Raw genomic sequence first — 15008 nt, 5'->3', positions numbered from 1 at the left:
TAGAGCCGTATACGAGACCCGTACGTACGGTTCAACGAGAGGGAAATAATTCTTAGCAATTATTTCCCTACTCTATTTGTTAAGTTTCATGGCGGTTTTGTTAAAAATGATATAAAAAGTATTAAAAATATATAAAGATGTTGACGAAACATGAAAACGTGCTATAATAAATCTGTAATGAATGTAACATTTACGTAACAAATAGGGCATCATCATTCATTCAAAACTAAACCGCGATGGGAGATTTCCTTAATGAGAAGTATGTTAGGTCAACTGATAAGAACAGGCGCTGTGTGTGGTATGCTGATGATAATGAATCCATTCACATCCATGGCAGCCATCGGACCTGGTTTTACAGCCGGAACATATGTGGCAACCATCACATCTGAGAGTGTGAACATCAACCGGAACATGGACAGCGAAGAAGTGCTTATGACAGCCCGGACAGGGAATACATACGAGGTATTAGAGGATTTAGGGAATGGATGGATGAAGGTACGGGTGAACGATACCGAAGGTTACCTTCCCGTATCAGGCAATGCCACGGTGGAGCAGGTGACGGAAGATGAGATTGCGGAAGTGCAGCAGGATGCGCTGGAGTCTTCCAACAGCTATAAGCGCCAGCAGGTGGTGAATTATGCCATGCAGTTTGTAGGCGGAAGATATAAGTATGGCGGCAGCGACCCGCGCACAGGCGTGGATTGTTCCGGCTTTACAAGATATGTGCTCCAGAATTCCGCGGGAATCAGCATGAACCGCTCTTCAGGCGGACAGGCCAGCCAGGGCATGCCCATCGGCGCAGACCAGATGCAGCCAGGCGACCTGCTGTTTTACGGAGGCGGCAGGGGAATCAACCATGTAGCCATGTATATTGGCAACGGGCAGATTGTACATGCTTCCACGGAGCGTACAGGTATTACCATATCGAACTGGAACTACAGGAATCCGGTTAAGATAGTGAATGTGCTAGGATAAGATTTTCAAATAGATAAAAGACGCGTCCCGGGATGAATGTTCATTCCGGGACGCGTCTTTTTCCGTCCGTCCCTGTCCTGCGTTGGCCGGATTGTACCGGCGCAAAAAAGGACGGGCAGGATGTGAATCCCGCCCGTCCTCAATTAGAGTCCTTGTTTAGCCCGGATTAAGCTACGCAGACATTAACAGCCTGTAAACCACGGTTGCCGTTAGTGATGTCAAATGTTACGGACTGTCCATCTTCTAATGACTTAAAGCCATTGGATGCGATTCCTGAGAAATGAACGAAAATGTCCTCGCCGTTCTCCTCGTTTGTGATGAAGCCGAAGCCCTTCTGTGAATTAAACCATTTAACTGTACCTTTGTTCATGAAAGATACCTCCTGTAATATTATTTTTTTTGAATAAAATAAAATCACATATTTTTGTAAATCATCAATCGTGTTCATGACTTACAAAAATATGTGAAATCAGAATTTAATCAAAAATACTTTGTTACTATAACATATAGGGGAGGGGATGTCAATGGAAAAATCAAAATTATTTAATAAAATTTCGAAAATTTCGAAAACTTAGAAATCACAGCCCTGTTGACAGAGAAACACCGGATAGGGGAGCTATCCGGTGTTTACTCAAGGGGAGTATAAATAATTAATAAGGATGAGGTCATGGTTTAAGGGAAACCATTTTACCTCATATTATTTATAATATATTTTTTAGAAAAATGCAACCATATTTTGATGATATGACCATGAAAAGTGTGCAAACATTGTTTGGGTTTATAAAATTTCGCCCGGCACAGGATGATAACGGCAGTTAATTACGCACGTATGGATGAATTCTGCTCCTGGAAATTGGATGTTAATAGTGAGAAAGTCATAATATCCCCGTTGTATCTGCCGTATCCTGAAGGAACGGAACCAGGTGCCAGCGGACCGGATTGCGGTGATGTGGACTGATTTTTTATTTTTAAGGAATAAACAGACGGAATTCCTGCCATACTAAGCCTGTAACAAAAAACGTGTTTTTAGGAGGTAGTGAAAATGTCTAATAATAACTACAGCAACGACATGGAAAACAGCTCAAGAAACAGCATCAACATGAATCAGCAGAATAACAGCCAGAACAGCTCCAGGAACAATTCCCAGAACAGTTCTCAGAACAATTCCCAGAACGGTTCCCAGAACAGCTCAAGGAACAGCTCCAAGAACAGCTCTCAGAACAATTCCCAGAACAGCTCTCAGAATAGCTCCAGGAACAGCTCCCAGAACTATTCTCAGAACAGTTCACAGAACAACAGCCAGAACAGCAGCAGAAACGACTCAAACTACTAAGATTGGCTGCATTCCGGTCCATGCCGGAATGGAAGGAGAAGGCTGCCGTTTTAAAACGGTGGCCTTTTTCTGGTGCTTTTGGGTTGTCAATACAGCTGCCTGGACAGGAAACCAGCATTATCCTGCCAGGCTTTTTTTGATTCATGCCAGCCTGTCCGGCACCACAGGCACGGTCCTGCATATATTGGTAATAGGACACGTCTGACAGGCTGGCGCTGGATTCACAGGAACTTATCCCGTACGGTACCCGGACCTGACGGACATAAAGGAAAGGGCAGGTGAATGGGAAATGACGACATTTCCAATGATATCATATAGACAGTTTGATGAATGGATGGAGCAGGGAAAGGTGGCGCAGCTGGTGGACCTGCGCGAACCGTGGATGTTTGGCAGGGACCGGATATGGGGAAGCGTGAACATTCCTTTTGAGGATCTGGAGGCCAGCCTGGACCGGATAAGAAAGGACGGCGCCGTGGTGTTTTACTGCGACAGGGGGGCGAAAAGCATGCTGGCCTGCCGCGACCTGTGGAGAATGGGGTATGAGGCAGTGGACCTGGCCGGCGGAATGTTGAATTACCGGGGGAAATACATTGACAGAAGGCCTGCATCAGCTATAGAATAGAAATGCATTGAAATTTCAGGACAAAACCCTGTTTTTGGAGGATAAACCTATGAAAATAATGTTTGCGTCAGATATACACGGGTCTGCGTACTATTGCAGGCAGATGCTGGATATATATGGAAGGTCGGGGGCAGGGCGCCTGGTCCTTCTGGGAGACATACTGTATCACGGTCCCCGCAATGACCTTCCAAAGGAATATGCACCCAAGGAAGTCATTGCCATGTTAAATCCCATGAAGAATGAGATTTACGCGGTCCGGGGGAACTGTGACACGGAGGTGGACCAGATGGTGCTGGATTTCCCTATCATGGCGGATTACGGGCTGTTTGTCATAGACGGCAGGACCTTCTATGCAACCCATGGCCACGTATATGACCAGGATAACCTGCCGCCCATGAAAGTAGGGGACATACTGGTTCATGGACACACCCATCTGCTGAAGGCGGAGAAGGTGGACACAAAAGCATGCGGGACCATTACGGTGCTGAACCCGGGGTCGGTTTCCATACCCAAGGGAGGCAACCCCAACACATATGCCATGCTGGAGGACGGCGTATTCTCCATCCTTACCCTGGATGGGGATGTGGTAAAAGAAATTAAGCTGTAATATGCGGAGAGGATAATTGATTGAAGACATATGAACTGATTGCACCCTGCCATTTTGGCCTGGAGGCGGTGCTGAAAAAAGAGATACTGGATCTGGGATATGAGATATCCCTGGTGGAAGACGGGCGTGTCACCTTTATCGGGGATGACGAGGCTGTATGCAGGGCCAATATTTTCCTGCGCACCGCGGAGCGGGTGCTGTTAAAGGTGGGATGCTTTAAGGCAGAGACCTTCGAGGAACTGTTCCAGGGCACAAGGGCCATACCCTGGGAGGAATATATCCCGGAGGATGGTAAGTTCTGGGTTGCCAAGGCATCTTCCATTAAAAGTAAGCTGTTCAGCCCTTCGGATATCCAGTCCATCATGAAAAAGGCAATGGTGGAGCGCCTGAAAAAGCATTACGGCGTCACATGGTTCCCTGAAAATGGAGCCAGTTATCCCCTGCGCGTTTTCCTGTACAAGGACATGGTGACGGTAGGCATTGACACCAGCGGCGATTCCCTGCACAAGCGTGGATACAGGACACTGACCAGCAAGGCTCCTATTACGGAGACACTGGCGGCTGCCCTGATCATGCTTACACCGTGGAACAGGGACCGCATCCTGGTGGACCCGTTCTGCGGAAGCGGGACATTTCCCATTGAAGCGGCCATGCTGGCAGCCAATATGGCGCCGGGCATGAACCGCTCCTTCCTTTCGGAAGAATGGAGGAACATAATTAAACGTAAATGTTGGTATGAGGCCATGGATGAGGCCAATGAACTGGTGGATACGGATATAAAGGTGGATATCCAGGGATATGACATTGACGGCGATATCGTGAAGGCGGCCAGGGCCAATGCGGAGTCCGCAGGAGTGGCTGATATGATACACTTCCAGCAACGGCCGGTCAGCGCCCTGAGCCATCCTAAGAAGTATGGTTTCATCATATCGAATCCGCCTTATGGTGAGCGTATTGAGGATAAATCCAACCTTCCGGCGCTGTACCGTGAAATCGGGGAGCGCTATGCTGCCCTTGACGCATGGTCCATGTATCTTATCACTTCCTATGAGGATACTGAGAAGTACATCGGGCGCAAAGCGGATAAGAACCGCAAGATTTATAATGGAATGATGAAAACATATTTTTACCAGTTTATGGGTCCCAAGCCTCCCAGACGAAGTCAGGAGAGCAGAGAGAATTGAGACATAGCAATACCTTTTTATCATACGGACAGAGAAAACGGCTGATGCTGATCCTGCTGGGCCTGATCCTGGCAGGCAATTCGGCCGGATGTTCACGCCTTCTTGGGGGAGGGCAGGGGATGGAGAAAGCCGTGGATGACACTGGAGCCGATGACGGCACCGGGATCCAGGACGGCTTTGAATCGGAAGGCGGCACCGGGACCCAGGACGGCTTTGGATTAGAAGGCGGCACCGGGACCCAGAGCGGTTCCGGCACAGGGGATGACCGTGGAACCATGGGCAGTACCGGGACAGGCAGCGGCTCAGAGGGAAAAGACGGTTCAGGACCAGCGGATACGGGCCATGGAAGTGCGGGAAAGCCAGGCGGTTCAGGTCAGGGGACATCCGGGACGGATGGGCAGACAGGAGCACATGGACAATCAGGCGCGGATCATACGGTTGGGAATCAGGGAAAGGCATTTCCTTACACCTGGAACCGGGGCCGGGGCGCTGACATAAAGCTTCCGGAATCCTATGACTACAGGAAGGCAGGAAGGGCGCCCCAGATCGGCAACCAGGGTTCGCTGGGGACATGCTGGGCGTTCGCCTCCCTGACAGCCCTGGAATCCTCACTTCTGCCAACGGACAGGGAGATGTTTGCCGTGGACCATATGACCATGCACAACAGCTTCCTGCTGGGACAGGATGAGGGCGGGGAATATACCATGTCCATGGCGTATCTGCTGGCATGGCAGGGTCCAGTGCTGGAATCGGAGGATCCTTATGGGGATGGGTATTCACCGGACAATCTGAAGCCCTCAAAGCATGTGCAGGAAATCCAGGTCCTTGGTCCAAAGGACTATGATGCGGTTAAGCGCGCCGTATACTTACAGGGCGGCGTCCAAAGCTCCCTGTTCACATCCATGCGGGATTATGAAAGCGAATCCGTGTACTATAACCGGGAAACCAATTCATACTGTTACATCGGCAGTGAGCAGCCCAACCATGACTCCGTCATCGTGGGCTGGGATGACAATTATCCAAAGGAGAATTTCAACATGGAGCTGGAGGGGGATGGCGCGTTCATCTGTACCAACAGCTGGGGGGAGGACTTTGGGGACCAGGGATATTTTTATGTGTCCTATCATGACAGCAATATCGGTGTGCACAACATTGTCTACACGGGCGTGGAACCGGTGGACAATTATAAGAAGATATACCAGAGCGACCTCTGCGGCTGGGTGGGGCAGATTGGATACGGCCAGGACGAGGCGTGGTTTGCCAATACTTACAGGGCCGGGAAAGGGGAGGACCTGGCTGCCGCCGGATTCTATGCAACGGATAAGGATACGGAGTATGAGATATATGTGGCAAGGAACCTGCCGGAAGCGGGCAGCCACAGGATGGAGAAGGCCCTTAACAGCCGGACCCCGGTGGTCAGGGGGAAACTCGCCAACGCAGGTTACTATACCGTGCCCCTGAAAGAAAAAATAAGATTGGATGATAATGAAAAATTTGCTATAATTATAAAAATAACAACACCGGGAACCGTTCATCCGGTTGCCATTGAATACGATGCAGGGGACGGCATTGCCCAGGTGGACCTGTCGGACGGCGAGGGATACCTAAGCCATAACGGCAGTGTCTGGGAGCATGTGGAAGAAACACAGAAGTGCAATCTCTGCCTGAAGGCATATACGGAATAGTACGGCGTCTGCAGGGCCGTACCGGCGGTTGTCAGGGGAAATGACAGATGAGGATTGAGGAAATGGGACATAGAATAATATTTGCAACCGGCAATGAAGGGAAGATGCGGGAGATAAGGGTGCTGCTGGCGGATTTGGGACTGCCCGTGCTGTCCATGAAGGAGGCAGGGGTGAATCCTGAAATTGTGGAAGACGGGGCGGATTTTGGGGAGAACGCCGAGATTAAGGCACGGGCAGTGTGGAACCTGACAGGGGATATCGTGCTGGCGGATGATTCCGGCCTGGTAGTGGATTATATCGGCGGGGAACCGGGAATATACTCAGCCAGATACATGGGGGAGGATACCTCCTATGAGATTAAGAACAGGAATATCATTGACAGGCTGAAGCAGGCAGTTGGGCAGGAGCGCAGCGCGCGGTTCGTGTGCAATATAGCCGCAGTCCTGCCGGACGGCCGGGTGCTCCACACAGAGGAAACCATGGAGGGCCTGATTGCAGATGAACCTGCGGGACAGGGAGGCTTTGGCTATGACCCGATCCTCTATCTTCCCGCCTACGGCATGACCTCGGCTGAAATCACCATGGAGGAGAAGAATGCAATCAGCCACAGGGGAAAGGCGCTGAGGGCCATGAAGACGGTCCTTGAAGAAGTGCTTAAAAAGGATGGGGAGGACGCGGGATGAAGATATTGATTGTCAGTGATACCCATAGGAAGGACGAGAACCTTAAGCAGGTCATTGCGCGGTCAGGCCCCCTGGATATGCTGATCCATCTGGGGGACGCGGAGGGCAGTGAGCACATGATTGCCACCTGGGTGAATGAAGGCTGTGACCTGGAGATGATTCTGGGCAACAATGACTTTTTCTCCTGCCTGGACAGGGAAAAGGATATCATGATTGGACGTTACAGGACCCTTCTGACCCATGGGCACTACTATAATGTCTCCGTTGGGGCCGAGTATCTGGCTGAGGAGGCCAGGGCCAGGGGATTTGACATCGCCATGTATGGACACACCCACAGGCCGTTTTACGAGATTGACAAAAAGCCGGGGGATAAGGACCTGATTGTACTGAACCCGGGAAGCCTTTCCTATCCGCGCCAGGACGGCCACAGGCCATCCTACATGCTGATGGAGATTGATAAGGAGGGTGAAGCCCACTTTGCCCTGAACTTCCTGTAGGAATATGACCACGGGAAAGGGCGGAATATAAGGGCGGAACCCATTTCCCGGAAAAGGCCGAAGGAGAGCGTCAAAGGGAAAACGTCAAGGGGGAGCGGGAACCAAAAAAATAAAAATAACATTGACATTCTAACCGGCATAGTATATAATAACTTTTGCGTCGTGAGACGGGAGAGAATGACGGGTATATTATACCGGTACCGGGGTGTGGCTCAGCTTGGCTAGAGCGCCTGGTTTGGGACCAGGAGGTCGCAGGTTCGAATCCTGTCACCCCGATTCATAACCGAATGATTGTTTATATGCAGGTGTAGTTCAATGGTAGAACACTAGCCTTCCAAGCTAGATACGTGGGTTCGATTCCCATCACCTGCTCTCAGGGAGAAGCCTTATGAGGCTTCTTTTTTTGCGTGGAAAAATGTTCCCAAAGTCGGCAGGTCGGTTTGTGATAAAAATAACAGAGACAAGAAGGAATTGTCAACAAGTTTCAAACAATTAATTTGAAAAGGAATAATTGTTACATTGATTGAAACAAAGTTTCGTTATATAATGGATTTATTGACAATTTAGTTTCATTTCCTATAATTAAAAGTGAGGACGGGATACGATGAAGAATGTATTGGTAAGACTGCAGGAGTACAGGGTACAGGCCAACGGGGCGGAAAAGGATCTGGTCCGGTACCTGTTGGAAAAGCCGGAGGAAGCATCCAAGCTCAGCATCCATGTGCTGGCTGAGAGGACCTATACCTCGGCGGCCACAATCATCCGTCTGTGCAAGAAGCTGGGGTTTAGCGGCTATAAGGAATTCAGCAGCTCCCTGAATTACGAGATTGCGCTGCGCAGCCAGGCCCGTAAGGATATCAGCACGGAAATCAGCCGGGACGACGGACTGAAGGATATTGTGGATAAGGTCACGTACAGAAGCATACAGGCATTGGAGGACACACGCAAATTAGTGGATCTGGACGAACTGCAAAGCTGTGTGGACATCCTTGAGAGGGCCAGGACCATAGGGCTGTTTGGAATCGGCTCCTCGCTCCTTGCTGCCAGGGATATGTATCTTAAGTTCCTTAGGCTTAACAAGCCCTGTATCTGCAATGATGACTGGCATTCCCAGCTTGTGTGCGCAAGGAACCTGACAAAGGAGGACGTGGCCGTCATATTCAGCTACTCAGGCCTGACCAAGGAAATGCTGACCTGCGCCAAGGTGCTGAAGGAACAGGATGTCCCAATCATCACGGTGACCCGGTTTGCTGAGAATGAACTGACCCGCCTGGCTGACTGCAAACTGTACGTGTCGGCCAAGGAACTGCTGGTGAGGACCGCGGCAACCGCGTCCAGGATATCCCAGCTGAACATCATCGACATACTGTTTACCGCATATGTGAAGAATAATTATGAGAGGAATATATCCAGGCTCAAAAGCAATGTAATAACAAAGGATATCATATAAGGAATCCGGCTGTATTTAAGGAAAACGACTATATTAAGGAAGGAAGGGACTATCATGGAACTCTTAACCTATAACCAGGCATATGAAGCCCAGGTGGTGGGACTCTGGAACCAGGAGCTTTTCGCAGACCCCATAACCGTACATAAATTCCGCCAGCAGGCGCTTTTGGACGACAACTTTGATTCGGACCTGTGCTATGTGGCGCTGGAGGATGGGAAGACAGTGGGATTCCTGCTGGCCACCAAAAGAAAATTCCCCTATCTGGAGCGGGGGACGGAACCTGAGCGCGGATGGATTAATGTGATGTTTGTGTCCGGGGAATACCAGGGAAAAGGAATCGGCACAAAGCTCCTTATGAGGGCGGAGGCGGATTTAAAGGCAAGGGGGGCCAGGAACATCACCCTGGCGGCCTACAGCCCGAGTTACTTTTTCCCGGGCGTGGATACGGAGAATTATGCGGGGGGAGCGGCATTTTTTGAAAAGCACGGTTATGTGAAGGGTAAGACCAGCTATTCCATGTGCAAGGACCTGCACGGCTACCGCCTGTCGGATGAGACAAAGGAACGGCTGAAAAAGGCCAATGAGGCGGGATTTGATTTTAAGATGTTTTCATATGAATACGCGGTGGACCTGCTGAATTTTGCCCGTGATGAATTCGGGGGCGGATGGAAGCGCAACTGCCTGCTGACCATGCAGCATGACCGGGCAGAGGACTGTATCCTGCTGGTACTTGATAAAGAGGATAAGATATGCGGATTCTGTACCAGGATGATTGATGAAAATCCCATGCGTTTCGGGCCGATTGGAACAGCGGAGCGCGTGAGGAACCAGGGGCTTGGCAGCATCCTCTTTGACCTGGCCCAGCTGGAGATGGAGAAGAGGGGGATCTACCACCTGTATTTTGTGTCCACGGATGACCCGGGCCGCAGGTTCTATGAACGCCACGGGGTCCATGTGTTCAGGACATTTAAGGATTACCGCAAGGATATATAAGGGAGGGAACAGGAAATGGAAATAGCAAAACGCGTGGTAAGTATCGGCGCCCATTCACTGGATGCGGAGCTGCTTGGAGGACCATTGATCTTAAAATATGCAAAGCAGGGCAGCCACTGCACCCTGATCCATGTGACCCAGGGCAGGCTGGAGGACCCAGGTGCGACGGAGGAGGAGAAACAGGCATATCTTAAGTCGCTTCTGGACCAGAACCAGAGGGCGGCCAAGGCCTTGGGCGGCGATACCATCTGGCTGGGATATGTGTCAAGCAGCATGCCCTCCCTGGAGGACTTTGCCAGGAGGCTGGAAGGATATTTTGAAGAGGAAAAGGTGGAGCTGGTCATCACCCACTGGCGCGGTTCCATGCATCCGAGACATATCAATACCCATGACGCGGTAACCCTGGCCGTGAAGCATCTCAGGAAAAAGGGAAATCCCATCCGGCTGGTGTACGGCGAGACCTTTGAGGACCTGCAGGGCTTTATCCCCCAGGCGTATTACAGCCTCAGCAGCGGGGAGACGGAGCAGTGGTTTGAGGCCCTTAAGGAGTATCAGGTATTTAAGGGGGAAATCAACGATTTCCCGTATATTCCTTACTATACCACCAACCTTAAGGTAAGGGGAATTGAATCAGGAAACGACTGCAATACAGTGGGCTACATGTATGCAAGCCAGATAGAGGAACGCTTATGGTAGGACTGAAGGGGAAGGATAAGGAAGTATTATCCGGTTTAAAGACAGAGAGCAGGAACCCCAGGACACTGGACCTGGACCTTATGAGTGTGGGGGAACTCCTGACCGTGATGAACGAAGAGGATAAAAATGTCATTGAGGCCGTAAAGCAGGTGCTGCCCCAGATCCAGGAAACCGTGGAGGCTGTCATCCGCGCGCTGAACCAGGGGGGGAGGCTGGTTTACGCCGGGGCAGGGACCAGCGGCAGGCTGGGAATCCTGGATGCAGTGGAGTGCCTGCCCACATTTTCCACCACGGACGAGGTGGTGGGAATCATTGCAGGAGGTGAGAAAGCCTTTGTCCGCGCCCAGGAGGGAGCGGAGGATTCCAAGGAGGAAGCCAGGAAGGACCTGGAACAGCTCCATGTGGATGGGCGGGATGTGGTGGTGGCCCTTTCTGCTTCCGGGCGTACCCCGTACTGCATCGGCGCATTGGAATATGCCAGGGAAGCGGGCGCGTGCTGCGTGGGGCTTTCCTGCAACCGCCCGGCAGAGCTTTCCGCCTATTCGGACATTGCCATCGAGGTGGACGCGGGGCCGGAAATCCTCACAGGATCCACAAGGCTTAAGGCGGGAACTGCGGAGAAGATGATCCTGAACATGATTTCCACTGCATCCATGGTGGGAATCGGAAAAGTATATGGAAACCTTATGGTGGATATGCGGGCCACGAACCTGAAACTGGTGGAACGGGCCAAACGGATTGTATCCATGGCATGCGGCTGCACGGAGGAGGCGGCACAGGCAGCCCTTTCAGAGGCAGATGGAGGGATTAAAGCCGCCATTGTCATGATCCTGGCAGGGGTAACCGCCGAAGAAGCAAAGGAACGTCTGGAAATCCACAAAGGATTTGTCAGGAAATGTTTGGATGGTGCGCGCGGCCGTGCCTGAAAGGAGGAACTGCAATGGCAGATTTGTATGTAAGAATTGACGACAGGCTGATACATGGACAGACCATCGTGGCATGGTGCCCCACGCTGCAGATTAAGGAAATCGTGGCAGTGGATGATGTGAGCGCCAAGAATCCCATGCTCAAGACCATCATGACCATGGGCGTGCCGGGCACCTACAAAACACACATTGTCACGACCCAGGAGGCCAGGGAGATACTGAAAACCCCGGGAAACGGGAACCGGCTGATGATCGTGAAGCAGCCCGAAGTCCTGACAGCCCTTAAGGAGGAGATAAGAGGGGCCAAGGCAATCATGCTGGGGAACCTGGCTAAAAAGGAGGATTCCAGGCATAAGCTGGACGGGGCCACGGGGATATTCTACCTCAGCGACCAGGATGTGGAAATACTGGATGGGTTTGCAAATGACGGACTGGAGGTATTTTTCCACCAGCTGCCCACCTCATCCAGAACAACGTGGGAAGCATTTAAGAAAACAATTTAACGTATAGGAGGGGAAGAAATGAGTGTCTTACAGATTATAGCAATTTCACTGTTTGTGTATCTGGGTTCCATTGGCTCCATTGTGGGTAATACCATTGGATGGTATACCCTGGGACGGCCGCTGGTTGCATCCTTTGTGGTGGGCGTGATTATGGGGGACCTGCAGACAGCCATGATTGTGGGCATTGCCCTGCAAATCATGTACATGGGTAATGTGACGCCGGGCGGCGCAGTGGCCTGGGATTTATCCTATGCCACATACATAGGCACGGCCGGGGCGCTGGTATTTGGAAAAGGCATGGAAAGCACACAGGTAATCGGCCTGGCCGTGGTGTTCGCAGGAATCGGCGGTCTGGTGGGACAGATGGTGTGGAACCTGTCCTACGCCCTGAACCTGCCCTTAAACCGCCTTGCCAACAAATACGCCGAGGCAGGGGAAACAGGAAAGATGTATATCCCCAATGTTGTATGCGGACAGCTCATTGGCCTGGCCTGCCGTTTTATCCCGGCCGTGATCCTTCTCACCACCATGACGGCCGCATCGGCACAGGCTGACTTTGCATCCATGATACCGGGCTGGCTCACGACCCTGCTCAGCACCTTTGGGGGCATGATGGCTGCCCTTGGAATGGGGATCATCATCTCCTTCCTGTTAAAAAAGCAGTGGCAGATCTGCATTTTCCTGCTGGGCTTCGTACTGGTGACGTACTTTAACTTAAACACCATGGCAGTGGCTGTCATCGCGACCCTGCTGGCAGTGATTTACTATGTGTTTCAGATTGAGCAAAAGGAGGCAAGGGTATGAGCAGGCAGTTAAGCAAAAAAACATTGGATAAATCCTTCTGGAACTGGTTTTTCTGGAACGGCTGCTCCCAGCAGGCGGAGAGTATGCTGGGCATGGCCTTTGGCCAGGCAATGGCGCCGGTTGTGGATGAACTGTACGACAGCAAAGAGGAAAAGGCCGAGGCCCTGAAGCGCCATGTGACCCTTTTTAACACAGAGGCCCAGGTAGGCTCCATCTGTAACGGCATCGTGTGCGGCATGGAGGAAGCCAATGCCAATGGCCAGTGCACGCCGGATGTGATCAACACCGTCAAGGTGGCCCTTATCGGCCCCACCTCCGCCATCGGCGATTCACTGTGGGTGGCCACCATCATTCCCATCCTCCTGACCATATGTATGTCCATCTCACAGGGACTGGACAGTTCCATGGCATGGGTGGGCGCGGCCATCTACCTGCTGGCTTATCCGGTGCTGACCTGCATCCTGTCCAGGAAATTATTCTACTTTGGATATAAGTCGGGCCTGGAGGGCATGTCCGGGTTCATGGCAACCAGGAAGATGGATATCCTGACCAATTCCATGAACTTCATGGGACTTCTGGTGGTCGGCGCCCTGACCGCATCCTTTGTCAGCTGTTCCATCCCATTCCAGATTGTGAAGGACGTGTTTGACGCCGCTACCGGGGAGGTGCTGGCAGGACAGGTGATTTTTAACGCAGACGCCACAATCAACAACATTTTCCCGCGTCTGGTGCCCTTAGGGCTGACCCTGGGCGTGTATTGGCTGTATGCCAAGAAGAAGTGGTCACCCCTTAAGCTGATGGGACTGATCCTTGTCCTGGCAGCCATACTGACCGGAATCGGGTATATGAGCGGGTTCTACGCATAGACGGCGGGAATGGATGTTCAGACACGCTCCAGGGCAGGTGTCTGAAAAGGGGAGAAGACAATAGATATCAGGAGGAATTAAGGTGACAGGTATTGTGATAACCGGCCATGGACAGTATGCACAGGGCGTGATGAGCGCCATCCAGCTGGTGGCCGGGGTGCCGGAACAGGTACAGGTTGTTAATTTTACAAAAGGAGAGGGCATAGAGGAGCTTAAATCCCACATGATCCAGGCCATCAATGCCCTTGAATCGGATGATGTGCTTCTGATGACGGACATCCTGGGCGGCTCGCCCTTTAACGTGGCGGTGCAGCTTTTGACAGAACCGATGGGCAAGAACCTCAAGGTGGTGGCGGGAGCCAACATGGCATCCATTGTCCAGGCCCTGTTCATACGGGAAAATGTTCCATTTGAGCAACTGCCCGCTGAGGTTATCCAGGCTGGGAAAGAGGGAATCGTGGATGTGTCTGCCATGATGGAAGGAACGATGTAGGGGAGCGTCGGACGTCCGGCAGGATAATCCACGAAAAAACCAGGGAAAAAAAATAAAAAAGTGCTTGCAATCTTACAGAACCTATGGTAAACTATGACTCGTTGACAACGGTAGACGGACAAAGTGTGGCATCATGGTAAGTTGTCAGCGAGCATGAGTCTGTAGCTCAGTTGGATAGAGCAACGGCCTTCTAAGCCGTGGGTCGGGGGTTCGAATCCCTTCAGGCTCATTGAGCGCAAGCTCTGAAAAGCGAATAATAATATTATGGTGGGTATGGCGAAGTTGGTTATCGCGCCAGATTGTGGCTCTGGAGGCCGAGGGTTCGAATCCCTCTACTCACCCTTCCCTTATTGGGAATTTTTTTTTATCCGGATTTATTGGGCCGTCGCCAAGCGGTAAGGCACAGGACTTTGACTCCTGCACTCGAGGGTTCGAATCCCGCCGGCCCAGCTCCATTCATGACAGGCGCGCCAGAGGGCGGCCCGGTCAGCAGCCGTATCACCATGGTATGGCTGCTTTTTTTCTTTTATTTTTCCATAGAATCCTAATGAAAATTTCAGAATCCCATCACAAAATACTCACAAATTCCCTGTATGCTGGATAAATATGGCAGTGATAGGGCTGCGTTAAGGACATGCGGATCATAAGGGCATGTTAAGGGCATGCCGGAGAAAAGAAAATGATAGGGAGG

General features: G+C 51.3%; 17 protein-coding genes and 5 tRNA genes. 21 read left to right on the top strand and 1 reads right to left on the bottom strand.

Translation table 11 applies throughout. The features are described from left to right. Nucleotides 1–261 precede the first annotated feature (261 nt). Nucleotides 262–975 (top strand): NlpC/P60 family protein, encoded by a 714-nt coding sequence (locus LK536_RS55100; protein WP_506092251.1) that lies wholly within the window; start codon nt 262–264, stop codon nt 973–975. A gap of 166 nt (nt 976–1141) precedes the next feature. Here LK536_RS55100 and LK536_RS55095 read toward each other — a convergent pair whose 3' ends face one another. Beyond that, nucleotides 1142–1345 carry a cold-shock protein gene (locus LK536_RS55095; protein ID WP_008719434.1) on the bottom strand — a complete coding sequence of 68 codons (204 nt, stop codon included), beginning with the start codon at nt 1343–1345 and terminating at the stop codon, nt 1142–1144. A 672-nt stretch (nt 1346–2017) separates the two neighbouring features. Here LK536_RS55095 and LK536_RS55090 point away from each other — a divergent pair. The 20 genes from LK536_RS55090 (at nt 2018) to LK536_RS54995 (ending at nt 14767) form a co-directional block, all read left to right on the top strand. Then, a complete protein-coding gene (locus LK536_RS55090) occupies nt 2018–2308 on the top strand; it encodes a hypothetical protein (protein ID WP_227796594.1) in 291 nt (96 codons plus the stop codon). A 289-nt stretch (nt 2309–2597) separates the two neighbouring features. Further along, nucleotides 2598–2930: a rhodanese-like domain-containing protein gene (locus tag LK536_RS55085; protein WP_025485773.1), complete on the top strand. Its 333-nt coding sequence runs from the start codon at nt 2598–2600 to the stop codon at nt 2928–2930. Nucleotides 2931–2979: 49 nt separating this feature from the next. Then, the gene (gene yfcE, locus LK536_RS55080; RefSeq protein ID WP_227796595.1) at nt 2980–3537 is read left to right on the top strand and encodes a phosphodiesterase; all 558 of its coding nucleotides are present in this window, start codon (nt 2980–2982) and stop codon (nt 3535–3537) included. A gap of 20 nt (nt 3538–3557) precedes the next feature. Next, nucleotides 3558–4721: a THUMP domain-containing class I SAM-dependent RNA methyltransferase gene (locus tag LK536_RS55075; RefSeq protein WP_227796596.1), complete on the top strand. Its 1164-nt coding sequence runs from the start codon at nt 3558–3560 to the stop codon at nt 4719–4721. After that, complete coding sequence (locus LK536_RS55070) at nt 4718–6406, top strand: lectin like domain-containing protein (protein WP_331472241.1); 1689 nt, start codon at nt 4718–4720, stop codon at nt 6404–6406. Before LK536_RS55075 ends, LK536_RS55070 begins: the two co-directional genes overlap by 4 nt. A 62-nt stretch (nt 6407–6468) precedes the next feature. Continuing rightward, a complete protein-coding gene (gene rdgB, locus LK536_RS55065; RefSeq protein WP_008719419.1) occupies nt 6469–7089 on the top strand; it encodes an RdgB/HAM1 family non-canonical purine NTP pyrophosphatase in 621 nt (206 codons plus the stop codon). Continuing rightward, nucleotides 7086–7586, top strand: coding sequence for a YfcE family phosphodiesterase (locus LK536_RS55060; protein ID WP_008719415.1), 501 nt, complete (start codon nt 7086–7088; stop codon nt 7584–7586). The genes rdgB and LK536_RS55060 overlap by 4 nt, the downstream gene beginning before the upstream one ends. Nucleotides 7587–7787: 201 nt before the next feature. Beyond that, nucleotides 7788–7862, top strand: a tRNA-Pro gene (locus tag LK536_RS55055). Nucleotides 7863–7887: 25 nt separating this feature from the next. Beyond that, nucleotides 7888–7958, top strand: a tRNA-Gly gene (locus tag LK536_RS55050). A 232-nt stretch (nt 7959–8190) separates the two neighbouring features. Continuing rightward, nucleotides 8191–9036, top strand: coding sequence for a MurR/RpiR family transcriptional regulator (locus tag LK536_RS55045; RefSeq protein ID WP_008719414.1), 846 nt, complete (start codon nt 8191–8193; stop codon nt 9034–9036). 54 nt (nt 9037–9090) lie between these two features. After that, the gene (locus LK536_RS55040; protein ID WP_008719412.1) at nt 9091–10029 is read left to right on the top strand and encodes a GNAT family N-acetyltransferase; all 939 of its coding nucleotides are present in this window, start codon (nt 9091–9093) and stop codon (nt 10027–10029) included. Between the two features lie 15 nt (nt 10030–10044). Next, on the top strand, nt 10045–10725 hold the full coding sequence (locus tag LK536_RS55035) for a PIG-L deacetylase family protein (RefSeq protein WP_008719410.1): 681 nt from the start codon (nt 10045–10047) through the stop codon (nt 10723–10725). Continuing rightward, nucleotides 10719–11651 carry an N-acetylmuramic acid 6-phosphate etherase gene (gene murQ, locus LK536_RS55030; protein ID WP_050927266.1) on the top strand — a complete coding sequence of 311 codons (933 nt, stop codon included), beginning with the start codon at nt 10719–10721 and terminating at the stop codon, nt 11649–11651. Before LK536_RS55035 ends, murQ begins: the two co-directional genes overlap by 7 nt. A gap of 14 nt (nt 11652–11665) precedes the next feature. Beyond that, nucleotides 11666–12154 carry a PTS sugar transporter subunit IIB gene (locus LK536_RS55025; protein WP_120055448.1) on the top strand — a complete coding sequence of 163 codons (489 nt, stop codon included), beginning with the start codon at nt 11666–11668 and terminating at the stop codon, nt 12152–12154. A gap of 18 nt (nt 12155–12172) precedes the next feature. Then, nucleotides 12173–12958 carry a PTS mannose/fructose/sorbose/N-acetylgalactosamine transporter subunit IIC gene (locus LK536_RS55020; RefSeq protein ID WP_120055450.1) on the top strand — a complete coding sequence of 262 codons (786 nt, stop codon included), beginning with the start codon at nt 12173–12175 and terminating at the stop codon, nt 12956–12958. After that, on the top strand, nt 12955–13824 hold the full coding sequence (locus LK536_RS55015) for a PTS system mannose/fructose/sorbose family transporter subunit IID (protein ID WP_227796597.1): 870 nt from the start codon (nt 12955–12957) through the stop codon (nt 13822–13824). The genes LK536_RS55020 and LK536_RS55015 overlap by 4 nt, the downstream gene beginning before the upstream one ends. Before the next feature lie 82 nt (nt 13825–13906). Continuing rightward, nucleotides 13907–14317, top strand: coding sequence for a PTS sugar transporter subunit IIA (locus tag LK536_RS55010; protein ID WP_120055452.1), 411 nt, complete (start codon nt 13907–13909; stop codon nt 14315–14317). A 155-nt stretch (nt 14318–14472) separates the two neighbouring features. Next, nucleotides 14473–14546 (top strand) — tRNA-Arg (locus LK536_RS55005). Between the two features lie 38 nt (nt 14547–14584). Further along, nucleotides 14585–14658: transfer RNA gene (locus LK536_RS55000), tRNA-His, on the top strand. A 37-nt stretch (nt 14659–14695) separates the two neighbouring features. After that, nucleotides 14696–14767, top strand: a tRNA-Gln gene (locus LK536_RS54995). Nucleotides 14768–15008 lie beyond the last annotated feature (241 nt).

It is taken from the genome of Clostridium pacaense (assembly GCF_020709765.2).
GTDB lineage: Bacteria > Bacillota > Clostridia > Lachnospirales > Lachnospiraceae > Enterocloster > Enterocloster hominis.
Note: the sequence above shows the minus strand (reverse complement) of the source record. Positions and strands in the feature narration are given on the sequence as shown.

What these genes read in the sequence shown, in the direction of transcription:
- LK536_RS55100 (WP_506092251.1), top strand. Translation starts at nt 262, where the DNA reads ATGTTAGGTCAACTGATAAGAACAGGCGCTGTGTGTGGTATGCTGATG.
- LK536_RS55095 (WP_008719434.1), bottom strand. Translation starts at nt 1,345, where the DNA reads ATGAACAAAGGTACAGTTAAATGGTTTAATTCACAGAAGGGCTTCGGC.
- LK536_RS55090 (WP_227796594.1), top strand. Translation starts at nt 2,018, where the DNA reads ATGTCTAATAATAACTACAGCAACGACATGGAAAACAGCTCAAGAAAC.
- LK536_RS55085 (WP_025485773.1), top strand. Translation starts at nt 2,598, where the DNA reads ATGACGACATTTCCAATGATATCATATAGACAGTTTGATGAATGGATG.
- yfcE (WP_227796595.1), top strand. Translation starts at nt 2,980, where the DNA reads ATGAAAATAATGTTTGCGTCAGATATACACGGGTCTGCGTACTATTGC.
- rdgB (WP_008719419.1), top strand. Translation starts at nt 6,469, where the DNA reads ATGGGACATAGAATAATATTTGCAACCGGCAATGAAGGGAAGATGCGG.
- LK536_RS55060 (WP_008719415.1), top strand. Translation starts at nt 7,086, where the DNA reads ATGAAGATATTGATTGTCAGTGATACCCATAGGAAGGACGAGAACCTT.
- LK536_RS55045 (WP_008719414.1), top strand. Translation starts at nt 8,191, where the DNA reads ATGAAGAATGTATTGGTAAGACTGCAGGAGTACAGGGTACAGGCCAAC.
- LK536_RS55040 (WP_008719412.1), top strand. Translation starts at nt 9,091, where the DNA reads ATGGAACTCTTAACCTATAACCAGGCATATGAAGCCCAGGTGGTGGGA.
- LK536_RS55035 (WP_008719410.1), top strand. Translation starts at nt 10,045, where the DNA reads ATGGAAATAGCAAAACGCGTGGTAAGTATCGGCGCCCATTCACTGGAT.
- murQ (WP_050927266.1), top strand. Translation starts at nt 10,719, where the DNA reads ATGGTAGGACTGAAGGGGAAGGATAAGGAAGTATTATCCGGTTTAAAG.
- LK536_RS55025 (WP_120055448.1), top strand. Translation starts at nt 11,666, where the DNA reads ATGGCAGATTTGTATGTAAGAATTGACGACAGGCTGATACATGGACAG.
- LK536_RS55020 (WP_120055450.1), top strand. Translation starts at nt 12,173, where the DNA reads ATGAGTGTCTTACAGATTATAGCAATTTCACTGTTTGTGTATCTGGGT.
- LK536_RS55015 (WP_227796597.1), top strand. Translation starts at nt 12,955, where the DNA reads ATGAGCAGGCAGTTAAGCAAAAAAACATTGGATAAATCCTTCTGGAAC.